The sequence below is a fragment of the Azospira restricta genome, assembly GCF_016858125.1.
Taxonomy (GTDB): domain Bacteria; phylum Pseudomonadota; class Gammaproteobacteria; order Burkholderiales; family Rhodocyclaceae; genus Proximibacter; species Proximibacter restrictus.
This window is the reverse complement of the sequence record NZ_CP064781.1, coordinates 3,345,695-3,371,779: the sequence shown is the minus strand read 5'-3', so window position 1 is coordinate 3,371,779 and position 26,085 is coordinate 3,345,695. Positions and strand designations below refer to the sequence as shown.

General features: G+C 66.0%; 25 protein-coding genes and 1 tRNA gene. 25 read left to right on the top strand and 1 reads right to left on the bottom strand.

From position 1 onward, the window contains the following. Position 1: 1 nt before the first annotated feature. The 3 genes from carB to IWH25_RS16065 all read left to right on the top strand — a co-directional run bounded on the left by carB (position 2) and on the right by IWH25_RS16065 (position 4,230). Positions 2 to 3,208, top strand: coding sequence for a carbamoyl-phosphate synthase large subunit (gene carB, locus IWH25_RS16075; protein ID WP_203386773.1), 3,207 nt, complete (start codon positions 2 to 4; stop codon positions 3,206 to 3,208). Positions 3,209 to 3,279: 71 nt separating this feature from the next. Continuing rightward, positions 3,280 to 3,756: a transcription elongation factor GreA gene (greA, locus tag IWH25_RS16070; RefSeq protein ID WP_203386772.1), complete on the top strand. Its 477-nt coding sequence runs from the start codon at positions 3,280 to 3,282 to the stop codon at positions 3,754 to 3,756. 12 nt (positions 3,757 to 3,768) lie between these two features. Continuing rightward, positions 3,769 to 4,230 (top strand): DUF4149 domain-containing protein, encoded by a 462-nt coding sequence (locus IWH25_RS16065; RefSeq protein WP_203386771.1) that lies wholly within the window; start codon positions 3,769 to 3,771, stop codon positions 4,228 to 4,230. 5 nt (positions 4,231 to 4,235) lie between these two features. Here IWH25_RS16065 and IWH25_RS16060 read toward each other — a convergent pair whose 3' ends face one another. Beyond that, the gene (locus IWH25_RS16060; RefSeq protein WP_203386770.1) at positions 4,236 to 4,607 is read right to left on the bottom strand and encodes a YhbY family RNA-binding protein; all 372 of its coding nucleotides are present in this window, start codon (positions 4,605 to 4,607) and stop codon (positions 4,236 to 4,238) included. A gap of 46 nt (positions 4,608 to 4,653) precedes the next feature. Here IWH25_RS16060 and IWH25_RS16055 point away from each other — a divergent pair, with 46 nt between their 5' ends. The 22 genes from IWH25_RS16055 (at position 4,654) to IWH25_RS15950 (ending at position 26,062) form a co-directional block, all read left to right on the top strand. Next, positions 4,654 to 5,271: an RlmE family RNA methyltransferase gene (locus tag IWH25_RS16055; protein ID WP_203386769.1), complete on the top strand. Its 618-nt coding sequence runs from the start codon at positions 4,654 to 4,656 to the stop codon at positions 5,269 to 5,271. A gap of 63 nt (positions 5,272 to 5,334) precedes the next feature. After that, positions 5,335 to 7,218: an ATP-dependent zinc metalloprotease FtsH gene (gene ftsH / locus IWH25_RS16050; protein WP_203386768.1), complete on the top strand. Its 1,884-nt coding sequence runs from the start codon at positions 5,335 to 5,337 to the stop codon at positions 7,216 to 7,218. 52 nt (positions 7,219 to 7,270) lie between these two features. Further along, positions 7,271 to 8,098 (top strand): dihydropteroate synthase, encoded by an 828-nt coding sequence (gene folP / locus IWH25_RS16045; protein WP_203386767.1) that lies wholly within the window; start codon positions 7,271 to 7,273, stop codon positions 8,096 to 8,098. Positions 8,099 to 8,182: 84 nt separating this feature from the next. Then, the gene (gene glmM / locus IWH25_RS16040) at positions 8,183 to 9,550 is read left to right on the top strand and encodes a phosphoglucosamine mutase (RefSeq protein ID WP_203386766.1); all 1,368 of its coding nucleotides are present in this window, start codon (positions 8,183 to 8,185) and stop codon (positions 9,548 to 9,550) included. A 52-nt stretch (positions 9,551 to 9,602) separates the two neighbouring features. Further along, positions 9,603 to 10,358 carry a triose-phosphate isomerase gene (gene tpiA / locus IWH25_RS16035; RefSeq protein WP_203386765.1) on the top strand — a complete coding sequence of 252 codons (756 nt, stop codon included), beginning with the start codon at positions 9,603 to 9,605 and terminating at the stop codon, positions 10,356 to 10,358. 10 nt (positions 10,359 to 10,368) lie between these two features. Beyond that, positions 10,369 to 10,752: a preprotein translocase subunit SecG gene (secG, locus tag IWH25_RS16030; RefSeq protein WP_203386764.1), complete on the top strand. Its 384-nt coding sequence runs from the start codon at positions 10,369 to 10,371 to the stop codon at positions 10,750 to 10,752. A gap of 64 nt (positions 10,753 to 10,816) precedes the next feature. Continuing rightward, positions 10,817 to 10,901: transfer RNA gene (locus tag IWH25_RS16025), tRNA-Leu, on the top strand. Positions 10,902 to 10,971: 70 nt separating this feature from the next. Beyond that, the gene (locus IWH25_RS16020) at positions 10,972 to 11,346 is read left to right on the top strand and encodes an NADH-quinone oxidoreductase subunit A (RefSeq protein ID WP_203386763.1); all 375 of its coding nucleotides are present in this window, start codon (positions 10,972 to 10,974) and stop codon (positions 11,344 to 11,346) included. A gap of 10 nt (positions 11,347 to 11,356) precedes the next feature. After that, on the top strand, positions 11,357 to 11,833 hold the full coding sequence (locus tag IWH25_RS16015; protein ID WP_203386762.1) for a NuoB/complex I 20 kDa subunit family protein: 477 nt from the start codon (positions 11,357 to 11,359) through the stop codon (positions 11,831 to 11,833). A gap of 18 nt (positions 11,834 to 11,851) precedes the next feature. Next, a complete protein-coding gene (locus IWH25_RS16010) occupies positions 11,852 to 12,460 on the top strand; it encodes an NADH-quinone oxidoreductase subunit C (protein WP_203386761.1) in 609 nt (202 codons plus the stop codon). A gap of 1 nt (position 12,461) precedes the next feature. Further along, positions 12,462 to 13,715: an NADH-quinone oxidoreductase subunit D gene (locus IWH25_RS16005; RefSeq protein WP_203386760.1), complete on the top strand. Its 1,254-nt coding sequence runs from the start codon at positions 12,462 to 12,464 to the stop codon at positions 13,713 to 13,715. Continuing rightward, entirely contained in the window at positions 13,715 to 14,188 is a 474-nt protein-coding gene (gene nuoE / locus IWH25_RS16000; protein ID WP_203386759.1) for an NADH-quinone oxidoreductase subunit NuoE, read from the top strand. Before IWH25_RS16005 ends, nuoE begins: the two co-directional genes overlap by 1 nt. Then, positions 14,188 to 15,516 (top strand): NADH-quinone oxidoreductase subunit NuoF, encoded by a 1,329-nt coding sequence (nuoF, locus tag IWH25_RS15995; protein ID WP_203386758.1) that lies wholly within the window; start codon positions 14,188 to 14,190, stop codon positions 15,514 to 15,516. The genes nuoE and nuoF overlap by 1 nt, the downstream gene beginning before the upstream one ends. Positions 15,517 to 15,525: 9 nt before the next feature. Continuing rightward, positions 15,526 to 17,862, top strand: coding sequence for an NADH-quinone oxidoreductase subunit NuoG (gene nuoG / locus IWH25_RS15990; protein ID WP_203386757.1), 2,337 nt, complete (start codon positions 15,526 to 15,528; stop codon positions 17,860 to 17,862). Then, positions 17,863 to 18,912, top strand: a complete 1,050-nt coding sequence (gene nuoH, locus IWH25_RS15985) for an NADH-quinone oxidoreductase subunit NuoH (protein ID WP_203386756.1) — start codon at positions 17,863 to 17,865, stop codon at positions 18,910 to 18,912. It begins immediately after the preceding gene. 10 nt (positions 18,913 to 18,922) lie between these two features. Next, the gene (nuoI, locus tag IWH25_RS15980) at positions 18,923 to 19,411 is read left to right on the top strand and encodes an NADH-quinone oxidoreductase subunit NuoI (RefSeq protein WP_203386755.1); all 489 of its coding nucleotides are present in this window, start codon (positions 18,923 to 18,925) and stop codon (positions 19,409 to 19,411) included. Between the two features lie 12 nt (positions 19,412 to 19,423). Continuing rightward, positions 19,424 to 20,026 carry an NADH-quinone oxidoreductase subunit J gene (locus IWH25_RS15975; RefSeq protein ID WP_203386754.1) on the top strand — a complete coding sequence of 201 codons (603 nt, stop codon included), beginning with the start codon at positions 19,424 to 19,426 and terminating at the stop codon, positions 20,024 to 20,026. 73 nt (positions 20,027 to 20,099) lie between these two features. Beyond that, positions 20,100 to 20,405, top strand: a complete 306-nt coding sequence (gene nuoK, locus IWH25_RS15970; RefSeq protein ID WP_203386753.1) for an NADH-quinone oxidoreductase subunit NuoK — start codon at positions 20,100 to 20,102, stop codon at positions 20,403 to 20,405. A 2-nt stretch (positions 20,406 to 20,407) separates the two neighbouring features. Continuing rightward, the gene (nuoL, locus tag IWH25_RS15965; RefSeq protein WP_203386752.1) at positions 20,408 to 22,432 is read left to right on the top strand and encodes an NADH-quinone oxidoreductase subunit L; all 2,025 of its coding nucleotides are present in this window, start codon (positions 20,408 to 20,410) and stop codon (positions 22,430 to 22,432) included. Positions 22,433 to 22,454: 22 nt separating this feature from the next. After that, the gene (locus IWH25_RS15960) at positions 22,455 to 23,936 is read left to right on the top strand and encodes an NADH-quinone oxidoreductase subunit M (RefSeq protein ID WP_203386751.1); all 1,482 of its coding nucleotides are present in this window, start codon (positions 22,455 to 22,457) and stop codon (positions 23,934 to 23,936) included. A gap of 28 nt (positions 23,937 to 23,964) precedes the next feature. Then, positions 23,965 to 25,440, top strand: coding sequence for an NADH-quinone oxidoreductase subunit NuoN (gene nuoN / locus IWH25_RS15955; RefSeq protein ID WP_203389283.1), 1,476 nt, complete (start codon positions 23,965 to 23,967; stop codon positions 25,438 to 25,440). Between the two features lie 70 nt (positions 25,441 to 25,510). Continuing rightward, a complete protein-coding gene (locus tag IWH25_RS15950) occupies positions 25,511 to 26,062 on the top strand; it encodes an NUDIX domain-containing protein (RefSeq protein WP_203386750.1) in 552 nt (183 codons plus the stop codon). Positions 26,063 to 26,085 lie beyond the last annotated feature (23 nt).

Genomic DNA, 26,085 nt, shown 5'->3' with positions numbered 1-26,085 from the left:
AATGCCGAAGCGTACAGACATCCAGAGCATCCTCATCATCGGCGCCGGCCCGATCATCATCGGCCAGGCGTGCGAATTCGACTATTCCGGCGCGCAGGCCTGCAAGGCGCTGAAGCAGGAGGGCTACAAGGTCATCCTGGTCAACTCCAATCCGGCGACGATCATGACCGACCCGGAGATGGCCGACGTCACCTACATCGAGCCGATCACCTGGAAGGTGGTCGAGAAGATCATCGAGAAGGAGCGCCCCGACGCGCTGCTGCCGACCATGGGCGGGCAGACCGCGCTCAACTGCGCGCTCGACCTGGCCAAGCACGGCGTGCTCGAGAAGTACGACGTCGAGATGATCGGCGCCTCGCGCGAGGCCATCGACAAGGCCGAGGACCGCGAGAAGTTCAAGTCGGCGATGACCAAGATCGGCCTCGGCTCCGCCCGCTCGGCCGTTGCGCACTCGATGGAGGAGGCGCAGCAGGTGCAGGCGATGATCGGCTTCCCGGCGATCATCCGCCCGTCGTTCACGATGGGCGGCTCGGGCGGCGGCATTGCCTACAACCAGGAGGAATTCGTCGAGATCTGCAAGCGCGGCCTCGAAGCCTCGCCGACCAGCGAGCTGCTGATCGAGGAGAGCCTGCTCGGCTGGAAGGAATACGAGATGGAGGTTGTCCGCGACCGCAAGGACAACTGCATCATCGTCTGCTCGATCGAGAACCTCGACCCGATGGGCGTGCATACCGGCGACTCGATCACCGTCGCGCCGGCGCAGACGCTGACCGACCGCGAGTACCAGATCATGCGCAACGCGTCGATCGCCGTGCTGCGCGAGATCGGCGTCGACACCGGCGGCTCCAACGTGCAGTTCTCGATCAACCCGAAGGACGGTCGCATGATCGTCATCGAGATGAACCCGCGCGTGTCGCGCTCCTCCGCCTTGGCGTCGAAGGCGACCGGCTTCCCGATCGCCAAGGTCGCCGCCAAGCTTGCCGTCGGCTACACGCTCGACGAGCTGGCCAACGAGATCACCGGCGGCAAGACCCCGGCCTCGTTCGAGCCGTCGATCGACTACGTCGTCACCAAGGTGCCGCGCTTCGCGTTCGAGAAGTTCCCGACCGCCGACTCGCGCCTGACGACGCAGATGAAGTCGGTCGGCGAGGTGATGGCCATCGGCCGCACGCTGCAGGAATCGCTGCACAAGGCGCTGCGCGGCCTGGAGGTCGGCGTCGACGGCTTCGACGAGAAGACGGCCGACCGCGAGGAGATCGAGACCCAGCTCGCCGAAGCCGGCCCCGAGCGCCTGTGGTATGTCGCCGACGCCTTCCGTGCCGGCCTCTCGCTCGACGACATCCACCGCCTGACGGCGATCGATCCGTGGTTCCTCGAACAGATCGAGGACCTCTACCGCAAGGCCGAGGCGATCCGCGGCAAGTCGCTCGCTTCGCTGGACCAGGGCGACCTGTGGGCGCTGAAGCGCGCCGGCTTCTCCGACAAGCGCCTGGCCAAGCTGCTGAACACGACGCAGACCGCGGTGCGCGAGCATCGCCACGCGCTCGGCGTGCGCCCGGCCTACAAGCGCGTCGATACCTGCGCCGCCGAGTTCGCGACCAACACCGCCTACATGTACTCGACCTACGAGGAAGAGTGCGAGTCGAAGCCGACCGACAAGAAGAAGATCATGGTCCTCGGCGGCGGTCCGAACCGCATCGGCCAGGGCATCGAGTTCGACTACTGCTGCGTCCATGCCGCGCTCGCGATGCGCGAGGACGGCTACGAGACGATCATGGTCAACTGCAACCCGGAGACCGTGTCCACCGACTACGACACCTCGGATCGCCTGTACTTCGAGCCGCTGACGCTGGAGGACGTGCTCGAGATCGTGCACGTCGAGAAGCCGGTCGGCGTCATCGTCCAGTACGGCGGCCAGACGCCGCTGAAGCTCGCGCGCGACCTCGAGGCCAACGGCGTGCCGATCATTGGCACCTCGCCGGACATGATCGACGCCGCCGAGGACCGCGAGCGCTTCCAGAAACTGCTGCACGAGCTCGGCCTGAAGCAGCCGCCGAACCGCACTGCGCGCGCCGAGGATGAGGCGCTGCGTCTGGCCGACGAGATCGGCTATCCGCTGGTCGTCCGCCCGTCCTACGTGCTCGGCGGCCGCGCCATGGAGATCGTGCACGAGCCGCGCGACCTCGAACGCTACATGCGCGAGGCGGTGAAGGTGTCGAACGATTCGCCGGTGCTGCTCGACCGCTTCTTGAACGATGCCTGCGAGGTCGACGTCGACGCGCTGTCCGACGGTGACGAAGTGATCATCGGCGGTGTCATGGAACACATCGAACAGGCCGGCGTGCACTCCGGCGACTCGGCCTGCTCGCTGCCGCCGTACTCGCTGTCGAAGGAGGTGCAGGACGAACTGCGCCGCCAGACCAAGCTGATGGCCAAGGCGCTCAACGTCTGCGGCCTGATGAACGTGCAGTTCGCGATCAAGGACGACGAGGTCTACGTGCTGGAAGTGAATCCGCGCGCGTCGCGTACCGTGCCCTTCGTCTCCAAGGCCACCGGCCTGCCGCTGGCGAAGATTGCGGCGCGCTGCATGGCCGGCCAGAGCCTGGCGAGCCAGGGCGTGACCAAGGAAGTGATCCCGCCCTACTACTCGGTCAAGGAAGCCGTCTTCCCGTTCAACAAGTTCCCGGGTGTGGACACCATCCTCGGCCCGGAAATGAAGTCGACCGGCGAGGTGATGGGGGTCGGCACCAGCTTCGAGGAAGCCTTCGTCAAGAGCCAGATGGCCGCCAGCGTCAAGCTGCCGACCTCGGGCAAGGCCTTCCTCAGCGTCAAGGATTCGGACAAGCCGAAGGCGGTCGAGATCGCCCGCAACCTGGTCGCCAGCGGCTTCACGGTGGTGGCCACGAAGGGCACCGCGGCGGCGATCGAGGCGGCAGGCGTGCCGGTGACGGCGGTGAACAAGGTCACCGAAGGCCGCCCGCACATCGTCGACATGATCAAGAACAACGAGATCGCGCTGATCGTGAACACGGTCGAGGAGAAGCGGCAGGCGATCGCCGATTCGCGCTCGATCCGCACCTCCGGCCTGCAGGCGCGGGTGACGGCGTACACGACGATCTGGGGGGCCGAGGCGGCCGCCGAAGGCATCAAGAACCGCGGCGAGCTGGTGGTCTATCCGATCCAGGCGCTGCACGCGCAGCTGAACTGATTTTTTCTGACTTTGACCGCCGGGCAGACCCGATTCCGGGTTCCGGCGGTTTTGCTTTGGTAGAGAGCGAAATGAGCAAGATTCCGCTGACCCTGACCGGTGCCGAAAAACTGCGCGCAGAACTGCACCGTCTGAAGACGGTCGACCGGCCGAACGTCGTCGCCGCGATCGCCGAGGCGCGCTCGCACGGCGACCTGTCGGAAAACGCCGAGTACGACGCCGCCAAGGAGCGCCAGGGCTTCATCGAAGGGCGCATCCAGGAGGTCGAAGGCAAGCTGTCGAACGCGCAGATCATCGATCCGAAGGCGCTCGACGCCGACGGCCGCGTCGTCTTCGGCGCCACTGTCGACCTCGAGGACCAGGAGAGCGGCGACGCCGTGACCTACCAGATCGTCGGCGAGGACGAGGCCGACATCAAGGCCGGCAAGCTGTCGTTCGCGTCGCCGATGGCGCGCGCACTGATCGGCAAGTTCGCCGGCGACATCGCCCAGGTGCAGGCGCCGGGCGGCCTGCGCGAGTTCGAGATCCTCGACGTCCGCTACGAGTAAGGCACGACGCCGATGCGGCGCCTGGCCGACGCTTCCTACCTCCTGGCCTTGACGCTGTGGGCCGGCGCGCTGTGGGCGATCGGCTACATCGCGGCGCCGGTCCTGTTCGCCGGTGTCGGCGACCGCACGCTGGCCGGCGCGCTGGCGGGCAGGATGTTCGCCGTCGTCGGCTGGCTCGGCCTCGGCTGCGGCACCTACCTGCTGCTGTTCATACTGCTGCGGCTCGGCGCGACGGCGCTGAAGCGCCTCGTCTTCTGGCTGGTGCTGCTGATGGCGCTGCTCGCCGCGGCGCAACTGTTCGGGCTGCAGCCGCTGATCGCGCAGCTGCGCAGCGAGAGCGTGCCGCGCGAGCTGGCGGAGGCGGCGACGAGGAGCCGCTTCGCGACCTGGCACGGGGTGGCGAGCGTGCTCTATCTGGTGCAGAGCCTGCTCGCGGTATTCGCGGTGCTGGGCGCCGGACGCGGGCAGAAATAGCCCGCTCAGTCCTTGCGGCTGCTGCCCTGGAAGCTGCGCTTGGTGCGGCGCGGGGCGCTGCGGGGACGCGCCGGCCGGGCGGCCGCCGCCTTCTTCGCCGCCAGTTCGGCGGACGGACGGTAGATCACGAGCAGCTTGCCGATGTGCTGGACGGCGCCGGCCGCGAGCTTGTCGCAGATTTCGGCGAGATAGGCCTCGCGCGCCGCGCGGTCGTCGCCGTAGACGCGGACCTTGATCAGCTCGTGGGCGTTCAGCGAGGCGTCGATCTCCTTCAGCACGGGCTCGGAGAGACCGTTCTGGCTGATCGAGACGACAGGGTTGAGGCCATGGGCGCGGGCGCGCAGCGCGCGGCGCTCGTCGGCAGTCAGTTGCAGCATCTGGATACTTTCTTCAAAACGCGAATTCTATCACCCCGATACCACGATGGCCCGTACCAAGAGCAGCAAGGCATGGCTGCACGAGCATGTCACCGATCCCTACGTGCAGCGCGCGAAGGCGGAAGGCTGGCGCTCGCGCGCGTCGTTCAAGCTGATGGAGATCGACGATCGCGACAGGCTGATCCGGCCGGGCGAGGTCGTCGTCGACCTCGGTGCCGCCCCCGGCGGCTGGTCGCAGGTGGCGGCCGAGCGGCTGAAGGGGAAGGGGCGGGTGATCGCGCTCGACCTGCTCGAGATGGCGGCGATTCCCGGCGTCGATTTCTTCCAGGGCGACTTCCGCGACGACGCGATCCTGCAGCAACTCGAGGAAAAGCTCGCCGGCGAGCGCGTCGGCCTTGTACTTTCCGACATGGCCCCCAATATATCGGGCATCTCGGTGTCCGACCAGGCGCGGATGATGCACCTCGCCGAGTTGGGGCTGGAGTTCTCGCGGGCCTGGCTGAAACCCGACGGCGCCTTTCTGGTCAAAGTTTTCCAGGGCTACGGCTACGATGAATTCGTGACGCAGATGAAGCAGGTCTTCAAGACGGTGGCGACGCGCAAGCCGGGCGCGTCGCGCGACCGCAGCGCCGAACTCTACCTGCTCGGGCGCGGCCTGCGCTGAGCCCGCGGCAAATCGGTTAGAATCACCCGTTCGAGCCCCAGTCGGGGCAGTGAGGTACGTGAAGTGAATAACATGTTCAAGAACCTGGCGATCTGGATGGTGATCGGCCTTGTGCTGATGACCGTCTTCAACCAGTTCAACGGCCGCCAGGTCGCGCAGAGCTCGATGGAGTACTCGCAGTTCATCGAGGAGGTCAAGCAGGGCCGCATCGCCAAGGTGACCATGGAAGGTCGCACGCTGAAGGCGGTGACCAGCGACGGCCGCAAGATCACGTCCTACGCCCCGCCCGACCTGTGGCTCGTTTCCGACCTGCTGAAGAACGGCGTCAAGATCGAGGCCCGTCCCGAGGAAGAGCCGTCCTTCCTGATGAACCTGTTCGTCTCCTGGTTCCCGATGCTGCTGCTGATCGGCGTCTGGGTCTTCTTCATGCGCCAGATGCAGGGCGGCGGCCGCGGCGGCGCCTTCTCCTTCGGCAAGAGCAAGGCGCGCATGCTCGACGAGTCGAACAACACCGTCACCTTCGCCGACGTCGCCGGTTGCGACGAGGCCAAGGAGGAGGTCTCCGAGCTGGTCGACTTCCTGCGCGACCCGTCCAAGTTCCAGAAGCTCGGCGGCCGCATCCCGAAGGGCGTGCTGCTGGTCGGCAGTCCCGGTACCGGCAAGACGCTGCTCGCCAAGGCGATCGCCGGCGAGGCGAAGGTGCCGTTCTTCTCGATCTCCGGCTCTGACTTCGTCGAGATGTTCGTCGGCGTCGGCGCCGCCCGCGTCCGCGACATGTTCGAGAACGCCAAGAAGCACGCGCCGTGCATCATCTTCATCGACGAGCTCGACGCGGTCGGCCGCCAGCGCGGCGCCGGCCTCGGCGGCGGCAACGACGAGCGCGAGCAGACGCTGAACCAGATGCTGGTCGAGATGGACGGATTCGAGGGCCAGACCGGCGTCATCGTAATCGCCGCGACCAACCGCCCGGACGTGCTCGACCCGGCGCTGATGCGCCCGGGCCGCTTCGACCGCCAGGTCGTCGTGCCGCTGCCGGACATCCGCGGCCGCGAGCAGATCCTCGGCGTGCACATGCGCAAGGTGCCGCTGTCGCCGGACGTCAAGGCCGACATCATCGCCCGCGGCACGCCCGGCTTCTCCGGTGCCGACCTCGCCAACCTGGTGAACGAGGCGGCGCTGTTCGCCGCCCGTGCCAACAAGCGTCTGGTCGACATGGAGGACTTCGAGAAGGCCAAGGACAAGATCATGATGGGCACCGAGCGCCGCAGCATGGTGATGAGCGAGGAAGAGAAGAAGAATACCGCCTACCACGAGTCCGGCCATGCCGTCGTCGCCAAGCTGGTGCCGAAGTCGGACCCGGTGCACAAGGTCACCATCATCCCGCGCGGCCGCGCGCTGGGCGTGACCATGCAGCTGCCGGAAGAGGACCGCTACGCCTACGACCGCACCTACCTGATGAGCCGCATCGCGGTGCTCTTCGGCGGCCGCATCGCCGAGGAACTGTTCATGAACCAGATGACCACCGGCGCCTCGAACGACTTCGAGCGCGCGACGCAGATGGCGCGCGACATGGTCACCCGCTACGGCATGTCGGATGCGCTCGGGCCGATGGTCTATGGCGAGAACGAGGGCGAGGTCTTCCTCGGCCGCTCGGTGACGACGCACAAGAACGTCTCGGAAGCGACGATGCAGAAGGTCGACAACGAGATCCGCCGCATCATCGACGAACAGTATGCGCTGGCCCGCCGCCTGCTCGAGGAAAACCGCGACAAGGTCGAAGCGATGACGCGGGCGCTGCTCGAGTGGGAAACCATCGACGCCGAACAGATCGACGACATCATGGCCGGCAAGGAACCGCGACCGCCGAAGCAGATGTCGCCGAGCAAGCCCTCGGCCGACGCCGGCGGCTCGCCCGGTGCAGCCCCGTCGGCGGCGGCGCCGGCCTGATCTCGGACTCCTTCACCAGGACGGGAGAGCCTCGCTCTCCCGTTTTCGTTTCATGAAACTGCAGTGCGGAAAATTCCAGCTTGACCTCTCCCGCCCGCGGGTGATGGGGATCGTCAACCTGACCCCGGATTCCTTCTCCGGCGACGGCCTGGCCGACAGCACGGCGCGCGCGGTCGCGCACGCGCGCGCGCAGATCGACGCCGGCGCGGAACTGCTCGACCTCGGCGCCGAGTCGTCGCGCCCGGGGGCGGTCCCGACCTCGCTCGACGACGAATTGCGCCGCCTGCTGCCGGTACTGGAGGCGCTCGCCGGCTGCGGCGTGCCGATCTCGATCGATACCTACAAGCCCGAGGTGATGCGTGCCGCGCTCGCCGCCGGCGCGGCGATGATCAACGACATCTACGCGCTGCGCATGCCGGGCGCGCTGGCGGCGGTCGCCGAATCCGATTGCGGCGTCTGCCTGATGCACATGCAGGGCGAGCCGCTGACGATGCAGCAGAGCCCGGTCTACGACGACCTGCTGGGCGAGGTCCGGCACTTCCTCGCCGCCCGCGTCGCGGCGGCGCAAGCCGCCGGCATCGCCCGCGACCGCCTCGTCCTCGATCCCGGCTTCGGCTTCGGCAAGGCGCTGGAGAACAACGTGGCGCTGCTGCGCCATCTGCCGGCGGCAATGCCGCCGGGGTTGCCGGTCCTTGCCGGGCTGTCGCGGAAATCGATGCTCGGCCAGCTCACCGGCCGCGCCGTCGGCGAGCGCCTGCCGGCGAGCCTGGCCGGTGCGCTGCTGGCGCTCGAGGGCGGCGCGCGCATCCTGCGCGTGCACGACGTCGCGGCGACGCGCGACGCGGTGGCGGTGTGGTCGGCGGCGCACGGGCTGGTGTGAGTCCGGCGGCCGGCGGCGCGGGCGCCGGCCGGAACAGTACAATTGCATTTTTTCGCACGCTGCCGCGTGTGACGGGAGAGAACGATGAGCAGAAAGTATTTCGGCACCGATGGCGTCCGCGGCAAGGTCGGCGAGGCGCCGATCACGCCGGATTTCGTGATGCGCCTCGGCTACGCGGCAGGGCGGGTGCTGGTGGCGCGCGAACATCTGCCGGGCGGCGAGCGCCCGGCGGTGCTGATCGGCAAGGACACGCGGATTTCCGGCTACATGCTGGAGGCGGCACTGGAGGCCGGCTTCTCGGCGGCCGGCGTCGACGTCTGCCTGACCGGCCCGCTGCCGACGCCGGCGATCGCCTACCTGACCCGCGCCCTGCGCCTGCAGGCCGGCATCGTCATCTCCGCGTCGCATAATCCGTACTACGACAACGGCATCAAGTTCTTCTCGGCGCACGGCACCAAGCTGCCCGACGCGGTCGAGGCCGAGATCGAGGCCGGGATCGACACGCCGATCCACTGCGTGCCGTCGGCCGAGCTCGGCCGCGCCCGCCGCATCGCCGATGCCGCGGGGCGCTACATCGAGTTCTGCAAGAGCACCTTCCCCAGCGACAGCGACCTGCGCGGCCTGCGCATCGTCGTCGATTGCGCGCACGGCGCCGGCTACCACATCGCGCCGCACGTGCTGCACGAGTTGGGTGCGGAGGTGGTGGCGATCGGTGCCGCGCCGGACGGTCTGAACATCAACGCCGAAGTCGGCGCGACGGCGCCGAAGGCGCTGGCGCGCGAGGTCGTCGCGCACCGCGCCGACCTCGGCATCGCGCTCGACGGCGACGGCGACCGCCTGCTCATGGTCGACGGCGAGGGCACCGTCTATGACGGCGACCAGCTGCTCTACGCGATCGTCCGCAGCCGCCTGCGCCAGGGGCCGGTGGCCGGCGTCGTCGGTACGCTGATGACCAATCTCGCCTTCGAGCATGCGCTGGCGGCGCTGGGCGTGCCGTTCGAGCGCGCGGCGGTCGGCGACCGCTACGTGATGGAGAAGCTGCGGGAGAAGGGCTGGCTGTTCGGCGGCGAGAACTCCGGGCACATCCTCTGCCTCGACCGGCACAGCACCGGCGACGGCATCGTCTCGGCGCTGCAGGTGCTGTCGGCGATGCGCGAGGCCGGTGGCGAACTGAAGTCGCTGCTCTCCGGCCTCAGCCTGTATCCGCAGCGCCTGATCAACGTGCCGATGAAGAAGGGCTTCGCCTGGCAGGGGCACGCCGCGATCGCCGCCGCCGAGGCGGAGGTGGTGCGCATGCTGGACGGACAGGGGCGCGTGCTGCTGCGCGCGTCGGGGACCGAGCCGCTGCTGCGCGTGATGGTCGAGGGGCGCGACGGCGAGCGCGTTGCCGCCGGGGCCGAACTGCTCGCCGGCGCGGTGCGCAGTGCCTGTGCCGGCGGAGCCCCGCATTGACCGGCTTCGCCGAGGCCCGCTATAATCGATGGGTTTTATGCGGGCGGTCCTGATGCGCCAGAAACTCGTCGTCGGCAACTGGAAAATGCATGGCAATGCTGCCGACAATCGGCAGCTGTTGCAGGGTCTGGTCGCCGGCCTGCCGGCGGTCGGCGACGTGGCGGTCGCGGTCTGCGTGCCCTTCCCGTACCTCGCGCAGGCGCAGTCGCTGCTGGCGGCGACGCCGCTGGCGTGGGGGGCGCAGAACCTGAGCGAGCATGCACGGGGCGCCTATACCGGCGAGGTGTCGGCGGCCATGCTGTCGGATTTCGGCTGTCGCTACGCGATCGTCGGTCATTCCGAGCGGCGGGCGCTGTACGGCGAGACCGACGCGCAGGTGGCGGCGAAGTTCGTCGCGGCGAAGGCGGCGGGGCTGGTGCCCATCCTCTGCGTCGGCGAGACGCTGGCGCAGCGGGAGGTGGGCGACACGATGCGCGTCGTCCTCGCGCAGCTCGATGCGGTCCTCGACCTTGCCGGCGTGGCGGCCTTCTCCGGGGTGGTCGTTGCCTACGAGCCGGTGTGGGCGATCGGTACCGGGCGGACGGCGACGCCGGGAGAGGCGCAGGACGTGCATGCGGCGATCCGTGCCCGCGTTGCGGCGCGCGATGCGGAGGTGGCGGCCCGGTTGCAGGTGCTGTACGGCGGCAGCGTCAAGGCGTCGAACGCCGGCGAGATTTTCGCGCAGGCGGACATCGACGGCGGTCTGGTCGGTGGCGCTTCCTTGGTGGTGGATGAATTTCTGGCGATTTGCCAGGCGGCAGGTCGTTGAGGTCTCGAAAATGGATGCAATGTTCTCGGTCATTCTGGTAGTGCATATCCTGGTCGGCGTCGCCGTCTGCGGTCTGGTGCTGATGCAGCACGGCAAGGGCGCCGACATGGGGGCGGCTTTCGGTAGCGGCGCTTCCGGCAGCCTCTTCGGCGCCACCGGTTCCGCCAACTTCCTCAGCCGCACCACCGCCGTGCTGGCTGCCGTCTTCTTCGTGACCAGCCTGGCGCTTGCATATATCGCGTCGAACAAGCCAAAAACGTCTGGCAGTCTTATAGAAAACGCGGTACAATCGCAGTCTCTTTCGGCGCCGGTTCCGAAAGAAGAGAAAGCGGCAGAAAACAAGGCCGCGACGCCCGATTCCCCGGAGTCGAAGGCGAAAGATATTCCCAAGTAACACAGGGGTTACAGGCGCGAGGTTGGCAGCACTCCTCGTATGATCTCGCGACCTGAAAAGCAGTGCCGACGTGGTGAAATTGGTAGACACGCTATCTTGAGGGGGTAGTGGCGCAAGCCGTATGAGTTCGAGTCTCATCGTCGGCACCATGAAGCGGGGGGTCATGCGGGAGTATGGGGTATGACTCCGAGTTGAATTGCAGCGATAGCGCGGCGGATCATGCTGGAAAACTACTTCCCGATCTTGGTGTTCATCCTCGTGGGTGTCGCCATTGGCGTTCTTCCCATTCTCCTCGGTTGGCTCGTTGCTCCCAACCGTCCTGACAGCGAAAAGCTCTCCCCCTACGAATGCGGCTTCGAGGCCTTCGAAGACGCCCGCATGAAATTCGATGTTCGCTACTACCTGATCGCGATCATCTTCATCCTGTTCGACCTCGAAATCGCGTTCCTCTTCCCGTGGGCGACGATCTTCAAGGAAATCGTCGAGACGCCGGCGATCAAGCTCTTCGGCTTCGTCGAGATGATGGTCTTCGTCGCGATTCTCGTCGTCGGTTACGTGTATGCCTGGGCCAAGGGCGCCCTGGAGTGGGAATAAGGGGTAGGCGATGAGTATCGAAGGTGTCCTGCAGGAAGGTTTCATCACCACCACGGCCGACAAGCTGATCAACTACGTGCGCACCGGCTCGCTGTGGCCGATGACCTTCGGCCTCGCCTGCTGCGCGGTCGAGATGATCCATGCCGGCTGTTCGCGCTACGACCTCGACCGTTTCGGCATCGTCTTCCGTCCCAGTCCGCGCCAGTCCGACGTGATGATCGTCGCCGGCACGCTGACCAACAAGATGGCGCCGGCGCTGCGCAAGGTCTACGACCAGATGGCCGAGCCACGCTGGGTGATCTCGATGGGCTCGTGCGCCAACGGCGGCGGCTACTACCACTACTCCTACTCGGTGGTGCGCGGCTGCGACCGCATCGTCCCGGTCGACATCTACGTCCCGGGCTGCCCGCCGACCGCCGAGGCGCTCCTCTACGGGCTGATCCAGCTGCAGAACAAGATCCGCCGCACCAATACCATCGCCCGCTAACTTCACCGAGAGTGCCTCATGTCCGCCAAGCTGGAAACGCTTAGCCAGAATCTGGAAAAACACCTCGGCGAGCGCATCAAGACGAAGAAGCTCGCCCTGGGCGAAATCACCATCGAGGTCGCGGCCGACGATTACCTGGGCGTCATGCAGACGCTGCGCGACGAGGCCGAGCTGCGCTTCGACGAGGTCGCCGACCTCTGTGGCGTCGACTATTCGACCTACGGCAGCAGCAATGGCAAAGGCACGCGGCAGGGGCCGCGCTTCGCCGTCGTCGTCCATCTGCTGTCGGTCGCCAACAACCAGCGCGTGCGCGTGCGCGTCTTCGCCGACAGCGACGATTTCCCGTCGGTGCCGTCGATCACCGGCCTGTGGGCGAGCGCCAACTGGTTCGAGCGCGAGGCCTTCGACCTTTACGGCATCGTCTTCCCGGGCCACAACGACCTGCGCCGCATCCTTACCGACTACGGCTTCATCGGCCATCCGTTCCGCAAGGACTTCCCGGTCTCGGGTTACGTCGAGATGCGCTACGACCCGGACCAGCGCCGCGTCATCTACCAGCCGGTGACGATCGAGCCGCGCGAAAACACCCCGCGCATCGTGCGCGAAGAAACCTACGGAGATCTCTGAGATGCCCGAGATCCACAATTACACCCTGAACTTCGGCCCGCAGCACCCGGCCGCGCACGGCGTGCTGCGCTTGGTGCTGGAGCTGGACGGCGAAGTCGTCCAGCGTGCCGACCCGCACATCGGTCTGCTGCATCGTGCCACCGAGAAGCTGGCCGAGACGCGCACCTGGATCCAGTCGGTGCCGTACATGGACCGCCTCGACTACGTGTCGATGATGTGCAACGAGCACGCCTACTGCCTGGCGGTCGAGAAGCTGCTGCAGCTCGAGGTGCCGCTGCGCGCCCAGTACATCCGCGTGATGTTCGACGAGATCACGCGCGTGCTGAACCACCTGCTGTGGGTCGGCTGCCACGCGCTCGACGTCGGCGCGATGACGATGGTGCTCTACGCCTTCCGCGAGCGCGAGGATCTCGTCGATGCCTACGAGGCGGTGTCCGGTGCCCGCATGCACGCGGCCTACTACCGTCCGGGCGGCGTCTACCGCGACCTGCCGGACAGCATGCCGCAGTACACCGAGAACAAGTTCAAGAAGCCGGCGGAAGTGAAGGCGCTCAACGAGGCGCGGTCCGGCTCGCTGCTCGACTTCCTCGAGGATTTCACCAACCGCTTCCCGAAGCTGCTCGACGAATACGAGACGCTGCTCACCGACAACCGCATCTGGAAGCAGCGCCTGGTCGACATCGGCATCGTCACCCCGGAGCGCGCGCTGCAGCTCGGCTTCTCCGGCGCCATGCTGCGCGGCTCGGGCATCGCCTGGGACCTGCGCAAGAAGCAGCCGTACGAGGTCTACGACCGCCTCGATTTCGACATTCCGGTCGGCGTCAACGGCGACTCCTACGACCGCTACCTGGTGCGCATGGAAGAGATGCGCCAGTCGAACCGCATCATCAAGCAGTGCATCGACTGGTTGCGCAAGAACCCGGGTCCGGTCATCAGCGACAACTACAAGGTCGCACCGCCGCCGCGCGAGAGCATGAAGTCGAACATGGAAGAGCTGATCCACCACTTCAAGCTCTTCTCCGAAGGCATCCACGTGCCGGAAGGCGAGGCCTACGCCGCCGTCGAGCACCCGAAGGGCGAGTTCGGCATCTACTTCATCTCCGACGGCGCCAACAAGCCGTACCGCATGAAGATTCGCGCACCGGGCTACGTGCATCTGTCCGCGATGGACGAGATGGCGCGCGGCCACATGATCGCCGACGTCGTCACGATCATCGGTTCCCAGGATATCGTTTTTGGTGAGATCGACCGCTGATGCTGACTCCCGAATCCCTCAAGAAGATCGACCGCGAGCTCGCGAAGTATCCGGCCGATCAGCGCCAGTCGGCGATCATGGCCGGCCTCGCCATCGCCCAGGAAGAAAAGGGCTGGCTCGCCTCCGAAACCATCGAAGAGGTTGCCCGCTACATCGGCATCGAGCCGATCGCCGCGTATGAGGTCGCTTCCTTCTACAACATGTACGACCTGCAGCCGGTCGGCAAGTACAAGCTGACCGTGTGCACCAACCTGCCGTGCATGCTGACCGGCGGCGTCGATGCCGGCGAGTACCTGAAGAAGAAGCTCGGCATCGGCTACAACGAGACGACGGCGGACGGCAAGTTCACGCTGAAGCAGGGCGAGTGCATGGGCGCCTGCGGCGATGCGCCGGTGATGATCGTCAACAACCGCAAGATGTGCTCGTGGATGAACCCGGAGCAGATCGACAAATTGCTGGCGGAGCTCGAATAATGGCCCTCCTCGGTGCAATCAACCCGGTCCTGACGGCCGGGCTGGACGGCGACAACGCGTGGCGTCTCGCCGACTACGTCAAGCGCGGCGGCTACAAGGCGCTGAAGCGCATCCTCGATGAGAAGATCCCGCAGGAACAGGTCATCGCCGAGGTGAAGACCTCGGTGCTGCGCGGCCGCGGCGGCGCCGGCTTCCCGACCGGCCTCAAGTGGTCGTTCATGCCGCGCTCCTTCCCCGGCGACAAGTACGTCGTCTGCAACTCGGACGAGGGCGAGCCGGGCACCTTCAAGGACCGCGACATCCTGCGCTACAACCCGCACTCGGTGATCGAGGGCATGGCCATCGCCGCCTACGCAATGGGCGCCAACCGCGGCTACAACTACATCCACGGCGAAGTCTGGGAAATCTACCAGCGCTTCGAGGAGGCGCTCGACGAGGCCCGCGCCGCCGGCTTCCTCGGCCAGAACATCCTCGGCTCCGGCTTCAACTTCGAGCTCTTCGCGCACCACGGCTACGGCGCCTACATCTGCGGCGAGGAAACCGCGCTGCTCGAATCGATCGAGGGCAAGAAGGGCCAGCCGCGCTTCAAGCCGCCGTTCCCGGCTTCGTTCGGCCTCTACGGCAAGCCGACGACGATCAACAACACCGAGACCTTCGGTTCGATCCCGTTCATCCTGAACATGGGCGGCCAGGCCTTCCTGGAAGCCGGCAAGCCGAACAACGGCGGCACCAAGCTGTTCTCGATCTCGGGCCACGTCAATCGCCCCGGCAACTACGAGATCCCGCTCGGCACGCCGTTCTCGACGCTGCTCGAGATGGCCGGCGGCATGCGCGGCGGCCGCAAGCTGAAGGCCTGCATCCCGGGCGGTTCGTCGGCGCCGGTGATCCCCGGCGACATCATGATGGACACGACGATGGACTACGATTCCATCGCCAAGGCTGGCTCGATGCTCGGCTCGGGCGCGGTCATCGTCATGGACGAGACGACCTGCATGGTGAGGGCGCTGGAACGTCTCTCCTTCTTCTACTACGAGGAATCCTGCGGCCAGTGCACGCCCTGCCGCGAAGGCACCTCGTGGCTGTACAAGATCGTGCATCGCATCGAGAACGGCAAGGGCCGTCCGGAAGACCTGGACATGCTCAACGGCGTCCTCAACAACATCATGGGCCGCACCATCTGCGCGCTCGGCGATGCCGCCTCGCTGCCGGTGCAGAGCTTCACCAAGCACTTCGCGAGCGAGTTCGAATACCACATCGAACACAAGAAGTGCCTCGTTCCTGTCGACGTCCAGCGCGCCGGCAGCGGCTTCTTCACGGCTAAGGCTTAAGGTAGGGATATGCTGGAAATCGAAATCGACGGCAAGCAGGTACAGGTCCCCGACGGCAGCACCGTCATGGACGCCGCCCAGCAGGTCGGGGCCTACATCCCGCACTTCTGCTACCACAAGAAGCTTTCCATCGCGGCCAACTGCCGCATGTGCCTGGTGCAGGTCGAGAAGGCGCCGAAACCGCTGCCCGCCTGCGCGACGCCGGTGACCAACGGCATGAAGGTGTTCACGCACTCCGAACTCGCCGTCAAGGCGCAGAAGGGCGTGATGGAGTTCCTGCTGATCAACCACCCGCTCGACTGCCCGATCTGCGACCAGGGCGGCGAATGCCAGCTGCAGGACCTCGCCGTCGGCTACGGCGCCGGCGCTTCGCGCTACCAGGAAGAGAAGCGCGTCGTCTTCCACAAGAACGTCGGCCCGCTGATCTCGATGGAGGAGATGAGCCGCTGCATCCACTGCACCCGCTGCGTGCGCTTCGGCCAGGAAATCGCCGGCATCATGGAACTCGGCATGGCCAACCGCAACATGCACTCCGAGATCCAGACCTTCGTCGGCCGCTCGGTCGATTCCGAACTGTCGGGCAACATGATCGACCTCTGCCCGGTCGGCGCACTGACCTCGAAGCCGTTCCGCTACTCCGCCCGTTCGTGGGAGCTGCAGCGCCGCAAGTCGGTCAGCCCGCACGACTCGGTCGGCGCCAACCTGATCGTCCAGATCAAGAACAACCGCGTCATGCGCGTGCTGCCGCGCGAGAACGAGGCGGTCAACGAGTGCTGGATTTCCGACAAGGACCGCTTCTCGTACGAATCGCTGAACAGCGACGCCCGCCTGACGAAGCCGATGATCCGCGTCGACGGCCAGCTGCGCGAGGTCGAATGGAACGTCGCGCTCGACTACGTCGCCCACGGCCTCAACGACATCGTCAAGCAGCACGGCCCGTCCGCCCTCGGCGCACTGGCCTCGCCGCATTCGACGCTGGAAGAGCTGGCGCTGCTGAAGAAGGTTGTCGCCGGCCTCGGTTCGAAGAACATCGACTTCCGTCTGCGCCGCCGCGACTTCTCGGTCGACGGCAAGCAGGCCGGCCGGCCGTGGCTGGGCCTCAAGCTGGCCGAGATCAAGGACCTCGACGCCGCGCTGGTGATCGGCAGCTTCCTGCGCAAGGAACAGCCGTTGGTCGCGCAGCGCCTGCGCCAGGTCGCAAAGAAGCACACCAAGGTCAGCCTCGTTACTGTCGGCGGCGACGACCAGCTGATCAAGCTGTACCAGAACGTCGTCGTCTCGCCGGCCGATCTGGCCCTGGCGGTCGGTGCCATCGTCAAGGCCGCCGCGCTGGCCAAGGGCGCCGCAGTCCCGGCCGGCCTGGAAGCGGTCGAGCCGTGCGAACGCAGCCGCGCGATCGCGCAGAGCCTGCTCGACGGCGAGAAGCGCGCGATCTTCCTCGGCAACGTCGCCGAGCAGCATCCGCAAGCCGCGGTGCTGCAGGCGCTGGCGCAGGAGCTGGCGAAGCTCACCGGTGCCAGCTTCGGCTTCCTCGGCGAAGCGGCGAACAGCGTCGGCGGCTACGTCGCCGGTGCCCTGCCGGGCGTCGGCGGCCTGAACGCCTACGAGATGCTGGCGCAGCCGCGCCAGGCCTACGTCGTGCTCGGCGCCGACCTCGACCGCGACGCGCACAACGGTCAGCTGGCCGTCGCTGCGCTCAAGCAGGCGGCGCTGACCGTCGTGCTGACGCCGTTCAAGGACGGCGCCGTCGCCGACTATGCCGATGCGCTGCTGCCGATCGCCCCGTTCACCGAAACCTCGGGCACCTTCATCAACGCCGAGGGCCGCATCCAGCGCTTCAACGGCGTCGTCGCCCCGCTCGGCGAGGCGCGTCCGGGCTGGAAGGTGCTGCGCGTGCTCGGCAACGTGCTCGGCCTGTCGGGCTTCGATTTCACCTCCAGCGAAGCGGTGCGCGACACCGTCGTCTCGGCCAGCGCCGAGTTCGCCTCCGGCCTCGACAACGGCATCAAGGATGTCGCGCTGTCGCTCGGCGACGGCGAGACCGGCCTGCAGCGCATCGGCGACGTGCCGATCCATTTTGCCGACATGCTTGCCCGCCGCGCGCCGGCGCTGCAGCTGACGCGCGACGCCGCCGCGCCGGTGGCGCGCATGAACGCCGCGACGCTGGCCAGCCTCGGCCTCGCCGACGGCGCGCAGGTGCGAGTCAAGCAGGGCGCGGGGGTGGCGACGCTCGCCGCGAAGGGCGATGAAACGGTGCCGACCGGCTGCGTGCGCGTCGCCGCGGCCCATGCGACGACCGCCGGGCTGGGCGACCTGTTCGGCACGATTACCGTGGAGCGTGCGTAAATGGATACGCTGATGCAATACGTCTCGGGCATGTTCGGTTCGGCGTGGCCGCTGGTGTGGACGCTGGCCAAGATCGTCGCCATCGTCGCGCCGCTGATGCTCGCCGTCGCCTACCTGACGTTCTGGGAGCGCAAGATCATCGGCTGGATGCAGGTGCGCATCGGCCCGAACCGCGTCGGTCCGTGGGGCCTGATCCAGCCGATCGCCGACGGTGTCAAGCTGCTGCTCAAGGAAATCATCGTCCCGACGAAGTCCAACACCTGGATCTTCCTGATGGCGCCCGGCCTGTCGATCGCGCCGGCGCTCGCCGCCTGGGCGGTGATGCCGTTCTCCGACACGCTGGTCCTCGGCAACATCGACGCCAGCCTGCTCTACGTGATGGCGATCACCTCGATGGGCGTCTACGGCATCATCCTCTCCGGCTGGGCGTCGAACTCGAAGTACGCGTTCCTCGGCGCGCTACGCGCCTCGGCGCAGATGGTGTCCTACGAAGTGTCGATGGGCTTCGCGCTGATCACCGTGCTGATGGTGTCGAACAGCCTGAACTTCGTCGACATCGTCAACGCGCAGAAGAGCGGCATGTTCGCCAACGCCGGCCTTGGCTTCCTGTCGTGGAACTGGCTGCCGCTGCTGCCGATGTTCGTCGTCTACCTGATCTCGGGCGTCGCCGAGACCAACCGTGCGCCGTTCGACCTCGCCGAAGGCGAATCGGAAATCGTCGCCGGCTTCCACGCCGAGTACTCGGGCATGGCCTTCGCGCTGTTCTTCCTCGCCGAATACGCGAACATGATCCTGATCTCGGCGCTGGTGTCGGTCATGTTCCTCGGCGGCTGGCTGTCGCCGGTCGGTTTCCTGCCGGATTCGACGCTGTGGCTGTTCGCCAAGATGTCGTTCATCCTGCTGCTGTTCCTCTGGTTCCGCGCCACCTTCCCGCGCTATCGCTACGACCAGCTGATGCGCCTGGGCTGGAAGGTCTTCATCCCGGTCTGCCTGGTCTGGCTGACGGTCGTCGGCGTCTGGATGATGTCGCCGTGGAACATCTGGAAGTAAGGGCTTAGACATGGGTGCGATCAAGGAAGTATTCAACAGCCTGCTCCTGAAGGAGCTGCTCAAGGGCATGTCGGTGACCGGGCGCTACATGTTTGCGCGCAAGATCACCGTCCAGTACCCCGAGGAGAAGACCCCGCAGAGCTTCCGCTTCCGCGGCCTGCATGCGCTGCGCCGCTATCCGAACGGCGAGGAGCGCTGCATCGCCTGCAAGCTGTGCGAGGCCGTCTGCCCGGCGCTGGCGATCACCATCGAGTCGGACCAGCGCGACGACGGTTCGCGCCGCACGACCCGCTACGACATCGACCTGACCAAGTGCATCTTCTGCGGCTTCTGCGAGGAGGCCTGCCCGGTCGACGCGATCGTCGAGACGCGCATTTTCGAGTACCACGGCGAGAAGCGCGGCGACCTCTACTACACCAAGGCGATGCTGCTCGCCAACGGCGACCGCTACGAGGCGCAGATCGCCGCCGACCGCGAAGCCGACGCGAAATATCGCTAACGGGACCGAACGATGGAATTCAAGACTGCCGTTTTCTACTTCCTCTCCGCGATCCTGGTCTTCGCCAGCCTGCGCGTGATCACCGCGCGCAACGCGGTCGTCGCCGTGCTGCACCTGATCCTCGCCTTCTTCTCGGCGGGCGGCGTCTGGGCGCTGCTGCAGGCCGAGTTCCTGGCGATCGGCATCGTGCTGATCTACGTCGGCGCGGTGATGGTGCTGTTCCTGTTCGTGGTCATGATGCTCGACATCAACATCGACCGCCTGCGCGAGAAATTCTGGAGCTACCTGCCGCTCGGCCTGATCGTCGGCCTGGTGATGGTCTTCGAGCTGGGCGCCGTGCTCAGCGCCAACTCGCTCGCCGTCGCCGAAGCCGATGCGCCGCAGGTGCCGGCCGGCGTGTCGAACACCAAGAGCCTCGGCCGCCTGATCTACACCGATTTCGTCTATCCCTTCGAACTCGCCTCGGTGGTGCTGCTGGTGGCGATCGTCGCCGCCATCGCGATCACCTATCGCGGCCGCAAGGCGACGAAGAGCACCGATCCGGCCAAGCAGATCCGCGTCCGCGCCAAGGATCGCGTGCGCGTGCTGCAGATGCCGGCCGAAAAGCGGGATTGAATACGAACACGAATCCGAGCCGGGTCGCGGCGCCTGCGTACGCGACCCTGAACGACGAACATTGGGGGGCAACTTGCTGACACTCTCTCATTTCCTGATCCTCGGCGCGATCCTGTTTTCGATCGGCGTCGTGGGCATCTTCCTCAACCGGAAGAACCTGATCGTGCTGCTGATGGCGATCGAGCTGATGCTGCTGGCGGTGAACATGAACTTCGTCGCCTTCTCGCACTACCTCGGGGACCTCGCCGGCCAGGTGTTCGTCTTCTTCATCCTCACCGTGGCCGCCGCCGAGTCGGCGATCGGCCTCGCCATCCTGGTCGTCCTGTTCCGCAACCTGCAGACGATCCACGTGGATGATCTGGACAGCCTGAAGGGTTAAGCATGGAAATGAAGAGCCTCTATCTGCTGGTGCCACTGGCGCCTCTCGTCGGCGCGATCATCGCCGGCCTGTTCTGCCGCATCATCCCGCGCTGGGTGGCGCACACGGCGACCATCGCCGGCGTCGCCATCGCCTTCGTCGCCTCCTGCCTCGTGTTCAAGGACGTGATGGCCGGCAATACCTTCAACGGCCCGGTCTACCAGTGGCTGACCTCCGGCGACTACAAGTTCGAGGTCGGCTTCCTGATCGACTCGCTGACGGCGACGATGATGATCGTCGTCACCTCGGTGTCGCTGATGGTGCACGTCTACACCATCGGCTACATGCACGAGGATCCCGGCTACAACCGTTTCTTCAGCTACATCTCGCTGTTCACCTTCTCGATGCTGATGCTGGTGATGAGCAACAACTTCATGCAGCTGTTCTTCGGCTGGGAAGCGGTCGGCCTCGTCTCCTACCTGCTGATCGGCTTCTGGTACACCCGGCCGACGGCGATCTTCGCCAACATGAAGGCCTTCCTGGTCAACCGCGTCGGCGACTTCGGCTTCATCCTCGGCATCGGCTTCATCCTTGCCTACTTCGGCTCGCTCGACTACAAGACCGTGTTCGACGCGGCGCCGCAGTTCGCCAAGACCACGGTCAACCTGTGGGGCGCCGCCGAATGGTCGCTGATGACCGTCACCTGTATCCTGCTGTTCATCGGCGCCATGGGCAAGTCGGCGCAGGTGCCGCTGCACGTCTGGCTGCCTGACTCGATGGAAGGCCCGACCCCGATCTCGGCGCTGATCCACGCGGCGACGATGGTGACCGCCGGCATCTTCATGGTCGCCCGCATGTCGCCGCTGTTCGAGCTGTCGACTACCGCGCTCGGCTTCGTCATCGTCATCGGCGCGATCACCGCGCTGTTCATGGGCTTTCTCGGCATCATCCAGAACGACATCAAGCGCGTCGTCGCCTACTCGACGCTGTCGCAGCTCGGCTATATGACCGTCGCGCTCGGCGCCTCGGCGTACTCGGTGGCGATCTTCCACCTGATGACGCATGCCTTCTTCAAGGCGCTGCTGTTCCTCGCCGCCGGCTCGGTGATCATCGGCATGCACCACGACCAGGACATCCGCAACATGGGCGGCCTCAGGAAGTACATGCCGATCACCTGGATCACGTCGCTGATCGGCTCGCTCGCGCTGATCGGCACGCCGCTGTTCGCCGGCTTCTACTCCAAGGACATGATCATCGAGGCGGTCAAGTACGCGAACGTTCCGGGCGCCGGCTTCGCCTACGCGTCGGTGCTCGCCGGCGTCTTCGTCACCGCCTTCTACTCGTTCCGCATGTACTTCCTGGTCTTCCACGGCGAGGAGCGTTTCGGCAAGGACCACCACGACCACGAAGGCGACCACGACGACGAGGAAGTCTCCGCCGACCACCACCATGGCCTGGCCCCCGGCGAGAAGCCGCACGAGTCGCCGTGGGTGGTGACGCTGCCGCTGATCGCGCTCGCCGTGCCGTCGGTGATCGTCGGCTACATCGGCATCGGGCCGATGCTCTTCGGCGACTACTTCAAGGGCGTGATCCACGTCGATGCCGCCGCGCATCCGGCGATGGCGGCGCTCGCCGAGCACTTCAACGGCGCCGGCGCGCTCGCCGCGCACGCCTTCGTCACCGTGCCGTTCTGGCTGGCGCTGGCCGGTGTCGTCGTCTCCTGGTTCTTCTACATGAAGCGCCCGGACATCCCGGCGGCGATCAAGGCGCGCTTCGAGTGGGCCTACACGCTGCTCGACAACAAGTACTACTTCGACAAGTTCAACGAGGCGTTCTTCGCCGGCGGTGCGCGCAAGCTCGGTACCGGCCTGTGGAAGGGTGGCGACGTCGCCGTGATCGACGGCGTCATCGTCAACGGTTCGGCGAAGATGGTCGGCTGGATCGCCTCCGTCGTCCGCTTCTTCCAGACCGGCCACATTTACAGCTACGCCTTCACGATGATCATCGGCCTGGTCATGCTGCTGACCTTCTGGGTCGTCCGCGCCTAACAAGAACGAATCAGGGAACACTATGTCTGGCTACCTTCTTTCCCTCGCGATCTGGGTCCCGATCATCGCCGGCCTGGTCGTCCTGGCGACCGGCTCCGACCGCAACGCGCCGCTGGCCCGCATGCTCTCGCTGGTTGGTGCCGTGCTCGGCCTGCTGGTGACGATACCGCTGTGGACTGGCTTCGACTACACCACCGCCGCGATGCAGTTCGTCGAGCTGAAGCCCTGGATTCCGCGCTTCAACATCAACTATCACCTCGGCGTCGACGGTATCTCGATGCTCTTCGTGATCCTCAACGCCTTCATCACGGTGATCGTCGTGCTCGCCGGCTGGCAGGTGATCGAGCAGAAGGTGGCGCAGTACAACGCCGGCTTCCTGATCATGTCGGGCCTGATGAACGGCATCTTCACCGCCCTCGACGGCATGCTGTTCTACGTCTTCTTCGAGGCCTCGCTGATCCCGCTGTACCTGATCATCGGCATCTGGGGCGGCCCCAACCGCGTCTACGCGGCCTTCAAGTTCTTCCTCTACACGCTGGCCGGCTCGCTGCTGTTCCTGATCGCCCAGCTCTACCTGTTCATCAATTCCGGCGGCAGCTTCTCGATCCTCGACTGGCACCAGCTGCCGATCCCGCTGGGCGCGCAGATCTGGATCTTCCTCGCCTTCCTGGTCGCCTTCGCGGTCAAGGTGCCGATGTGGCCGGTGCACACCTGGTTGCCGGACGCGCACGTCGAGGCCCCGACCGGCGGCTCGATCGTGCTGGCGGCGATTGCGCTGAAGCTCGGTGCCTACGGCTTCCTCCGCTTCTCGCTGCCGATCACCCCGGACGCCTCGCACCAACTGGCCGGCCTGATCATCGCGCTGTCGCTGATCGCCGTCGTCTACATCGGCTTCGTCGCGCTGGTCCAGGCCGACATGAAGAAGCTGGTCGCCTACTCGTCGGTGGCGCACATGGGCTTCGTCACCCTCGGCTTCTTCATGTTCAACGCGATGGGTGTCGAGGGCGCGCTGGTGCAGATGATCTCGCACGGCTTCGTCTCGGGCGCCATGTTCTTCTGCATCGGCGTCATGTACGACCGCGTCCATTCGCGCCAGATCGCCGACTACGGCGGCGTCGTGAACAAGATGCCGAAGTTCGCCGCCTTCTTCATGCTGTTCGCGATGGCCAACGCCGGCCTGCCGGCGACCTCCGGCTTCGTCGGCGAATTCATGGTCATCCTCGGCGCCGTCAAGTACAACTTCTGGGTCGCCTTCTTCGCCGCCTCGACGATGGTCGTCGGCGCTGCCTACACGCTGTGGATGTACAAGCGCGTGATCTTCGGCAACGTCGGCAACCACCACGTCGAAGAGATGGAAGACATCAACGCCCGCGAGTTCCTGATCCTCTCTCTGCTCGCCGCCGGCACGCTGTACATGGGCGTCCATCCGCTGCCCTTCTCCGAGGTGATGCACGCCTCGGTGAACGATCTGCTGCGCCACGTGGCCGTGACCAAGATTCAATAATCCGGATATCGACATGACGCTTTCCGAAATGAATTTCGTACTGCCGGACCTGGCGCCGGCGGCCGCGGAGATCTTCCTCCTGACGATGGCCTGCGCCATCCTCGTCCTCGACGTCTTCCTCAAGGACGCGCGGCGCACCGCCACCTTCGTCCTGACGCAGCTGACGCTGGCCGGCGCCTTCTTCATCACCTTCGTCACCAACACCGGGGAAGTCGTCTATACCTTCAGCGGCATGTTCGTCGACGACCTGATGGGCGACTTCCTCAAGCTGCTGCTCTACGCAACCGTGTTCGTCGTCGTCATCTACTCCCGCGGCTACATGCTCGAGCGCGCGCCGCAGGCCCGCGGCGAGTTCTACACGCTGACGCTGTTCGCGACGCTGGGCATGATGGTGATGATCTCGGCGAACCACTTCCTGACCGTCTATCTCGGTCTCGAACTGCTGTCGCTGTCGCTCTACGCGATGGTCGCGCTGAACCGCGACTCGGTGCAGGCCACCGAGGCGGCGATGAAGTACTTCGTCCTCGGCGCGCTGGCTTCCGGCCTCCTGCTCTACGGCATGTCGATGATCTACGGCGCCACCGGCACGCTGGAAATCACCGGTGTCGCCGAGCGCCTGCAGATGGGTGCCGCGAACAAGACCGTGCTCTCGCTGGGCCTCGTCTTCCTGGTCGCCGGCATCGCCTTCAAGCTCGGCGTCGTGCCGTTCCACATGTGGATCCCGGACGTCTATCACGGGGCGCCGACGGCGATCACGCTGTTCATCGGCTCGGCGCCGAAGCTCGCCGCCTTCGCCATCGTCATCCGCATGCTGGTCAGCGGCATGCTCGTGCTGGCGCAGGACTGGCAGCAGATGCTGATCGTCCTCTCGGTGCTGTCGATGGCGATCGGCAACCTGGCGGCGATCGCGCAGACCAACCTGAAGCGCATGCTGGCCTACTCGGCGATCTCGCACATGGGCTTCATGCTGCTCGGCCTGGTCACCGGCGTCGTCGGCGGCGACGCCCGCTACGCGCTGAACGCCTACAGCTCGGCGATGTTCTATGTCGTCACCTACGTGCTGACCAGCGCCGGCACCTTCGGCATGATCCTGCTGATGGCGCGCTCCGGCTTCGAAGCCGACCAGCTCGACGACTTCAAGGGCCTCAACAAGCGCAGCCCGTGGTTCGCCGGCATCATGATGATGCTGATGTTCTCGATGGCGGGCGTGCCGTTCTTCGTCGGCTTCTTCGCCAAGTTCTCGGTGCTGCAGGCCGTCGTCGCCGCCGGCTACATGTGGCTGGCGATTGCCGCGGTGATCTTCTCGCTGATCGGCGCCTTCTACTACCTGCGCGTGGTCAAGCTGATGTACTTCGACGCGCCGGCCGACCCGTCGCCGATCGAGGCGCCGTTCGGTATCAAGGCGCTGATGTCGGCCAACGGCCTCGCCGTCGCCGTGCTCGGCGTCTTCCCGCAGGCGCTGATGTCGCTGTGCGCCTACACGCTGCTCTATTCGCTGCGCTGAGCGCAAAGCCGCCTGCCGCAATCCCCGGGGCCCGCGTCATGCGGGCCTCGTCGTTTCAGGAGTGAGGCCGATGTCGCATCTGCATGAGGAACGGATCGAAAGCGCCCAGGTGTTCAAGGGCGTCCTGCTCGACGTGCGCCGCGATCGCGTGCGCCTGCCGAACGACGGCGAGAGCGTGCGCGAGTACATCGTCCATCCCGGGGCGGTGGTGATCATCCCGCTGCTCGACGACGGCCGCCTGCTGTTCGAGAACCAGTTCCGCTACCCGCTGCAACGCGACTTCCTCGAACTGCCGGCAGGCAAGATCGACGCCGGCGAGGACATCCTGGCGACGGCGCGCCGCGAACTGCTCGAGGAGACTGGCTACGAGGCCGGCGATTGGCGCCACCTCGGCGTCATGCACCCGTGCATCGGCTATTCCGACGAGCGCATCGAGATCTTCCTCGCGCGCGGCCTGCGCAAGGTCGCCGAGCCGTCGCTCGACCACAACGAGTTCCTCGACGTGCTGACGCTGTCGCTGGCCGAGGCGACGGCCGCTGTGCGCGACGGCCGCATCACCGACGCCAAGACGGTCACCGCGCTGTTCTGGGCGGAAAAGATCGTCGCCGGCGACTGGGACTGAGCGGGGCGCGGCGCGCGGGGGCC

Bases quoted from the DNA above. Each gene is read 5' to 3' on its own strand.
- carB (WP_203386773.1), top strand. From the start codon at position 2: ATGCCGAAGCGTACAGACATCCAGAGCATCCTCATCATCGGCGCCGGC.
- greA (WP_203386772.1), top strand. From the start codon at position 3,280: ATGAGCAAGATTCCGCTGACCCTGACCGGTGCCGAAAAACTGCGCGCA.
- IWH25_RS16065 (WP_203386771.1), top strand. From the start codon at position 3,769: ATGCGGCGCCTGGCCGACGCTTCCTACCTCCTGGCCTTGACGCTGTGG.
- IWH25_RS16060 (WP_203386770.1), bottom strand. From the start codon at position 4,607: ATGCTGCAACTGACTGCCGACGAGCGCCGCGCGCTGCGCGCCCGCGCC.
- IWH25_RS16055 (WP_203386769.1), top strand. From the start codon at position 4,654: ATGGCCCGTACCAAGAGCAGCAAGGCATGGCTGCACGAGCATGTCACC.
- folP (WP_203386767.1), top strand. From the start codon at position 7,271: ATGAAACTGCAGTGCGGAAAATTCCAGCTTGACCTCTCCCGCCCGCGG.
- glmM (WP_203386766.1), top strand. From the start codon at position 8,183: ATGAGCAGAAAGTATTTCGGCACCGATGGCGTCCGCGGCAAGGTCGGC.
- tpiA (WP_203386765.1), top strand. From the start codon at position 9,603: ATGCGCCAGAAACTCGTCGTCGGCAACTGGAAAATGCATGGCAATGCT.
- secG (WP_203386764.1), top strand. From the start codon at position 10,369: ATGGATGCAATGTTCTCGGTCATTCTGGTAGTGCATATCCTGGTCGGC.
- IWH25_RS16020 (WP_203386763.1), top strand. From the start codon at position 10,972: ATGCTGGAAAACTACTTCCCGATCTTGGTGTTCATCCTCGTGGGTGTC.
- IWH25_RS16015 (WP_203386762.1), top strand. From the start codon at position 11,357: ATGAGTATCGAAGGTGTCCTGCAGGAAGGTTTCATCACCACCACGGCC.
- IWH25_RS16010 (WP_203386761.1), top strand. From the start codon at position 11,852: ATGTCCGCCAAGCTGGAAACGCTTAGCCAGAATCTGGAAAAACACCTC.
- IWH25_RS16005 (WP_203386760.1), top strand. From the start codon at position 12,462: ATGCCCGAGATCCACAATTACACCCTGAACTTCGGCCCGCAGCACCCG.
- nuoE (WP_203386759.1), top strand. From the start codon at position 13,715: ATGCTGACTCCCGAATCCCTCAAGAAGATCGACCGCGAGCTCGCGAAG.
- nuoF (WP_203386758.1), top strand. From the start codon at position 14,188: ATGGCCCTCCTCGGTGCAATCAACCCGGTCCTGACGGCCGGGCTGGAC.
- nuoG (WP_203386757.1), top strand. From the start codon at position 15,526: ATGCTGGAAATCGAAATCGACGGCAAGCAGGTACAGGTCCCCGACGGC.
- nuoH (WP_203386756.1), top strand. From the start codon at position 17,863: ATGGATACGCTGATGCAATACGTCTCGGGCATGTTCGGTTCGGCGTGG.
- nuoI (WP_203386755.1), top strand. From the start codon at position 18,923: ATGGGTGCGATCAAGGAAGTATTCAACAGCCTGCTCCTGAAGGAGCTG.
- IWH25_RS15975 (WP_203386754.1), top strand. From the start codon at position 19,424: ATGGAATTCAAGACTGCCGTTTTCTACTTCCTCTCCGCGATCCTGGTC.
- nuoL (WP_203386752.1), top strand. From the start codon at position 20,408: ATGGAAATGAAGAGCCTCTATCTGCTGGTGCCACTGGCGCCTCTCGTC.
- IWH25_RS15960 (WP_203386751.1), top strand. From the start codon at position 22,455: ATGTCTGGCTACCTTCTTTCCCTCGCGATCTGGGTCCCGATCATCGCC.
- nuoN (WP_203389283.1), top strand. From the start codon at position 23,965: ATGAATTTCGTACTGCCGGACCTGGCGCCGGCGGCCGCGGAGATCTTC.
- IWH25_RS15950 (WP_203386750.1), top strand. From the start codon at position 25,511: ATGTCGCATCTGCATGAGGAACGGATCGAAAGCGCCCAGGTGTTCAAG.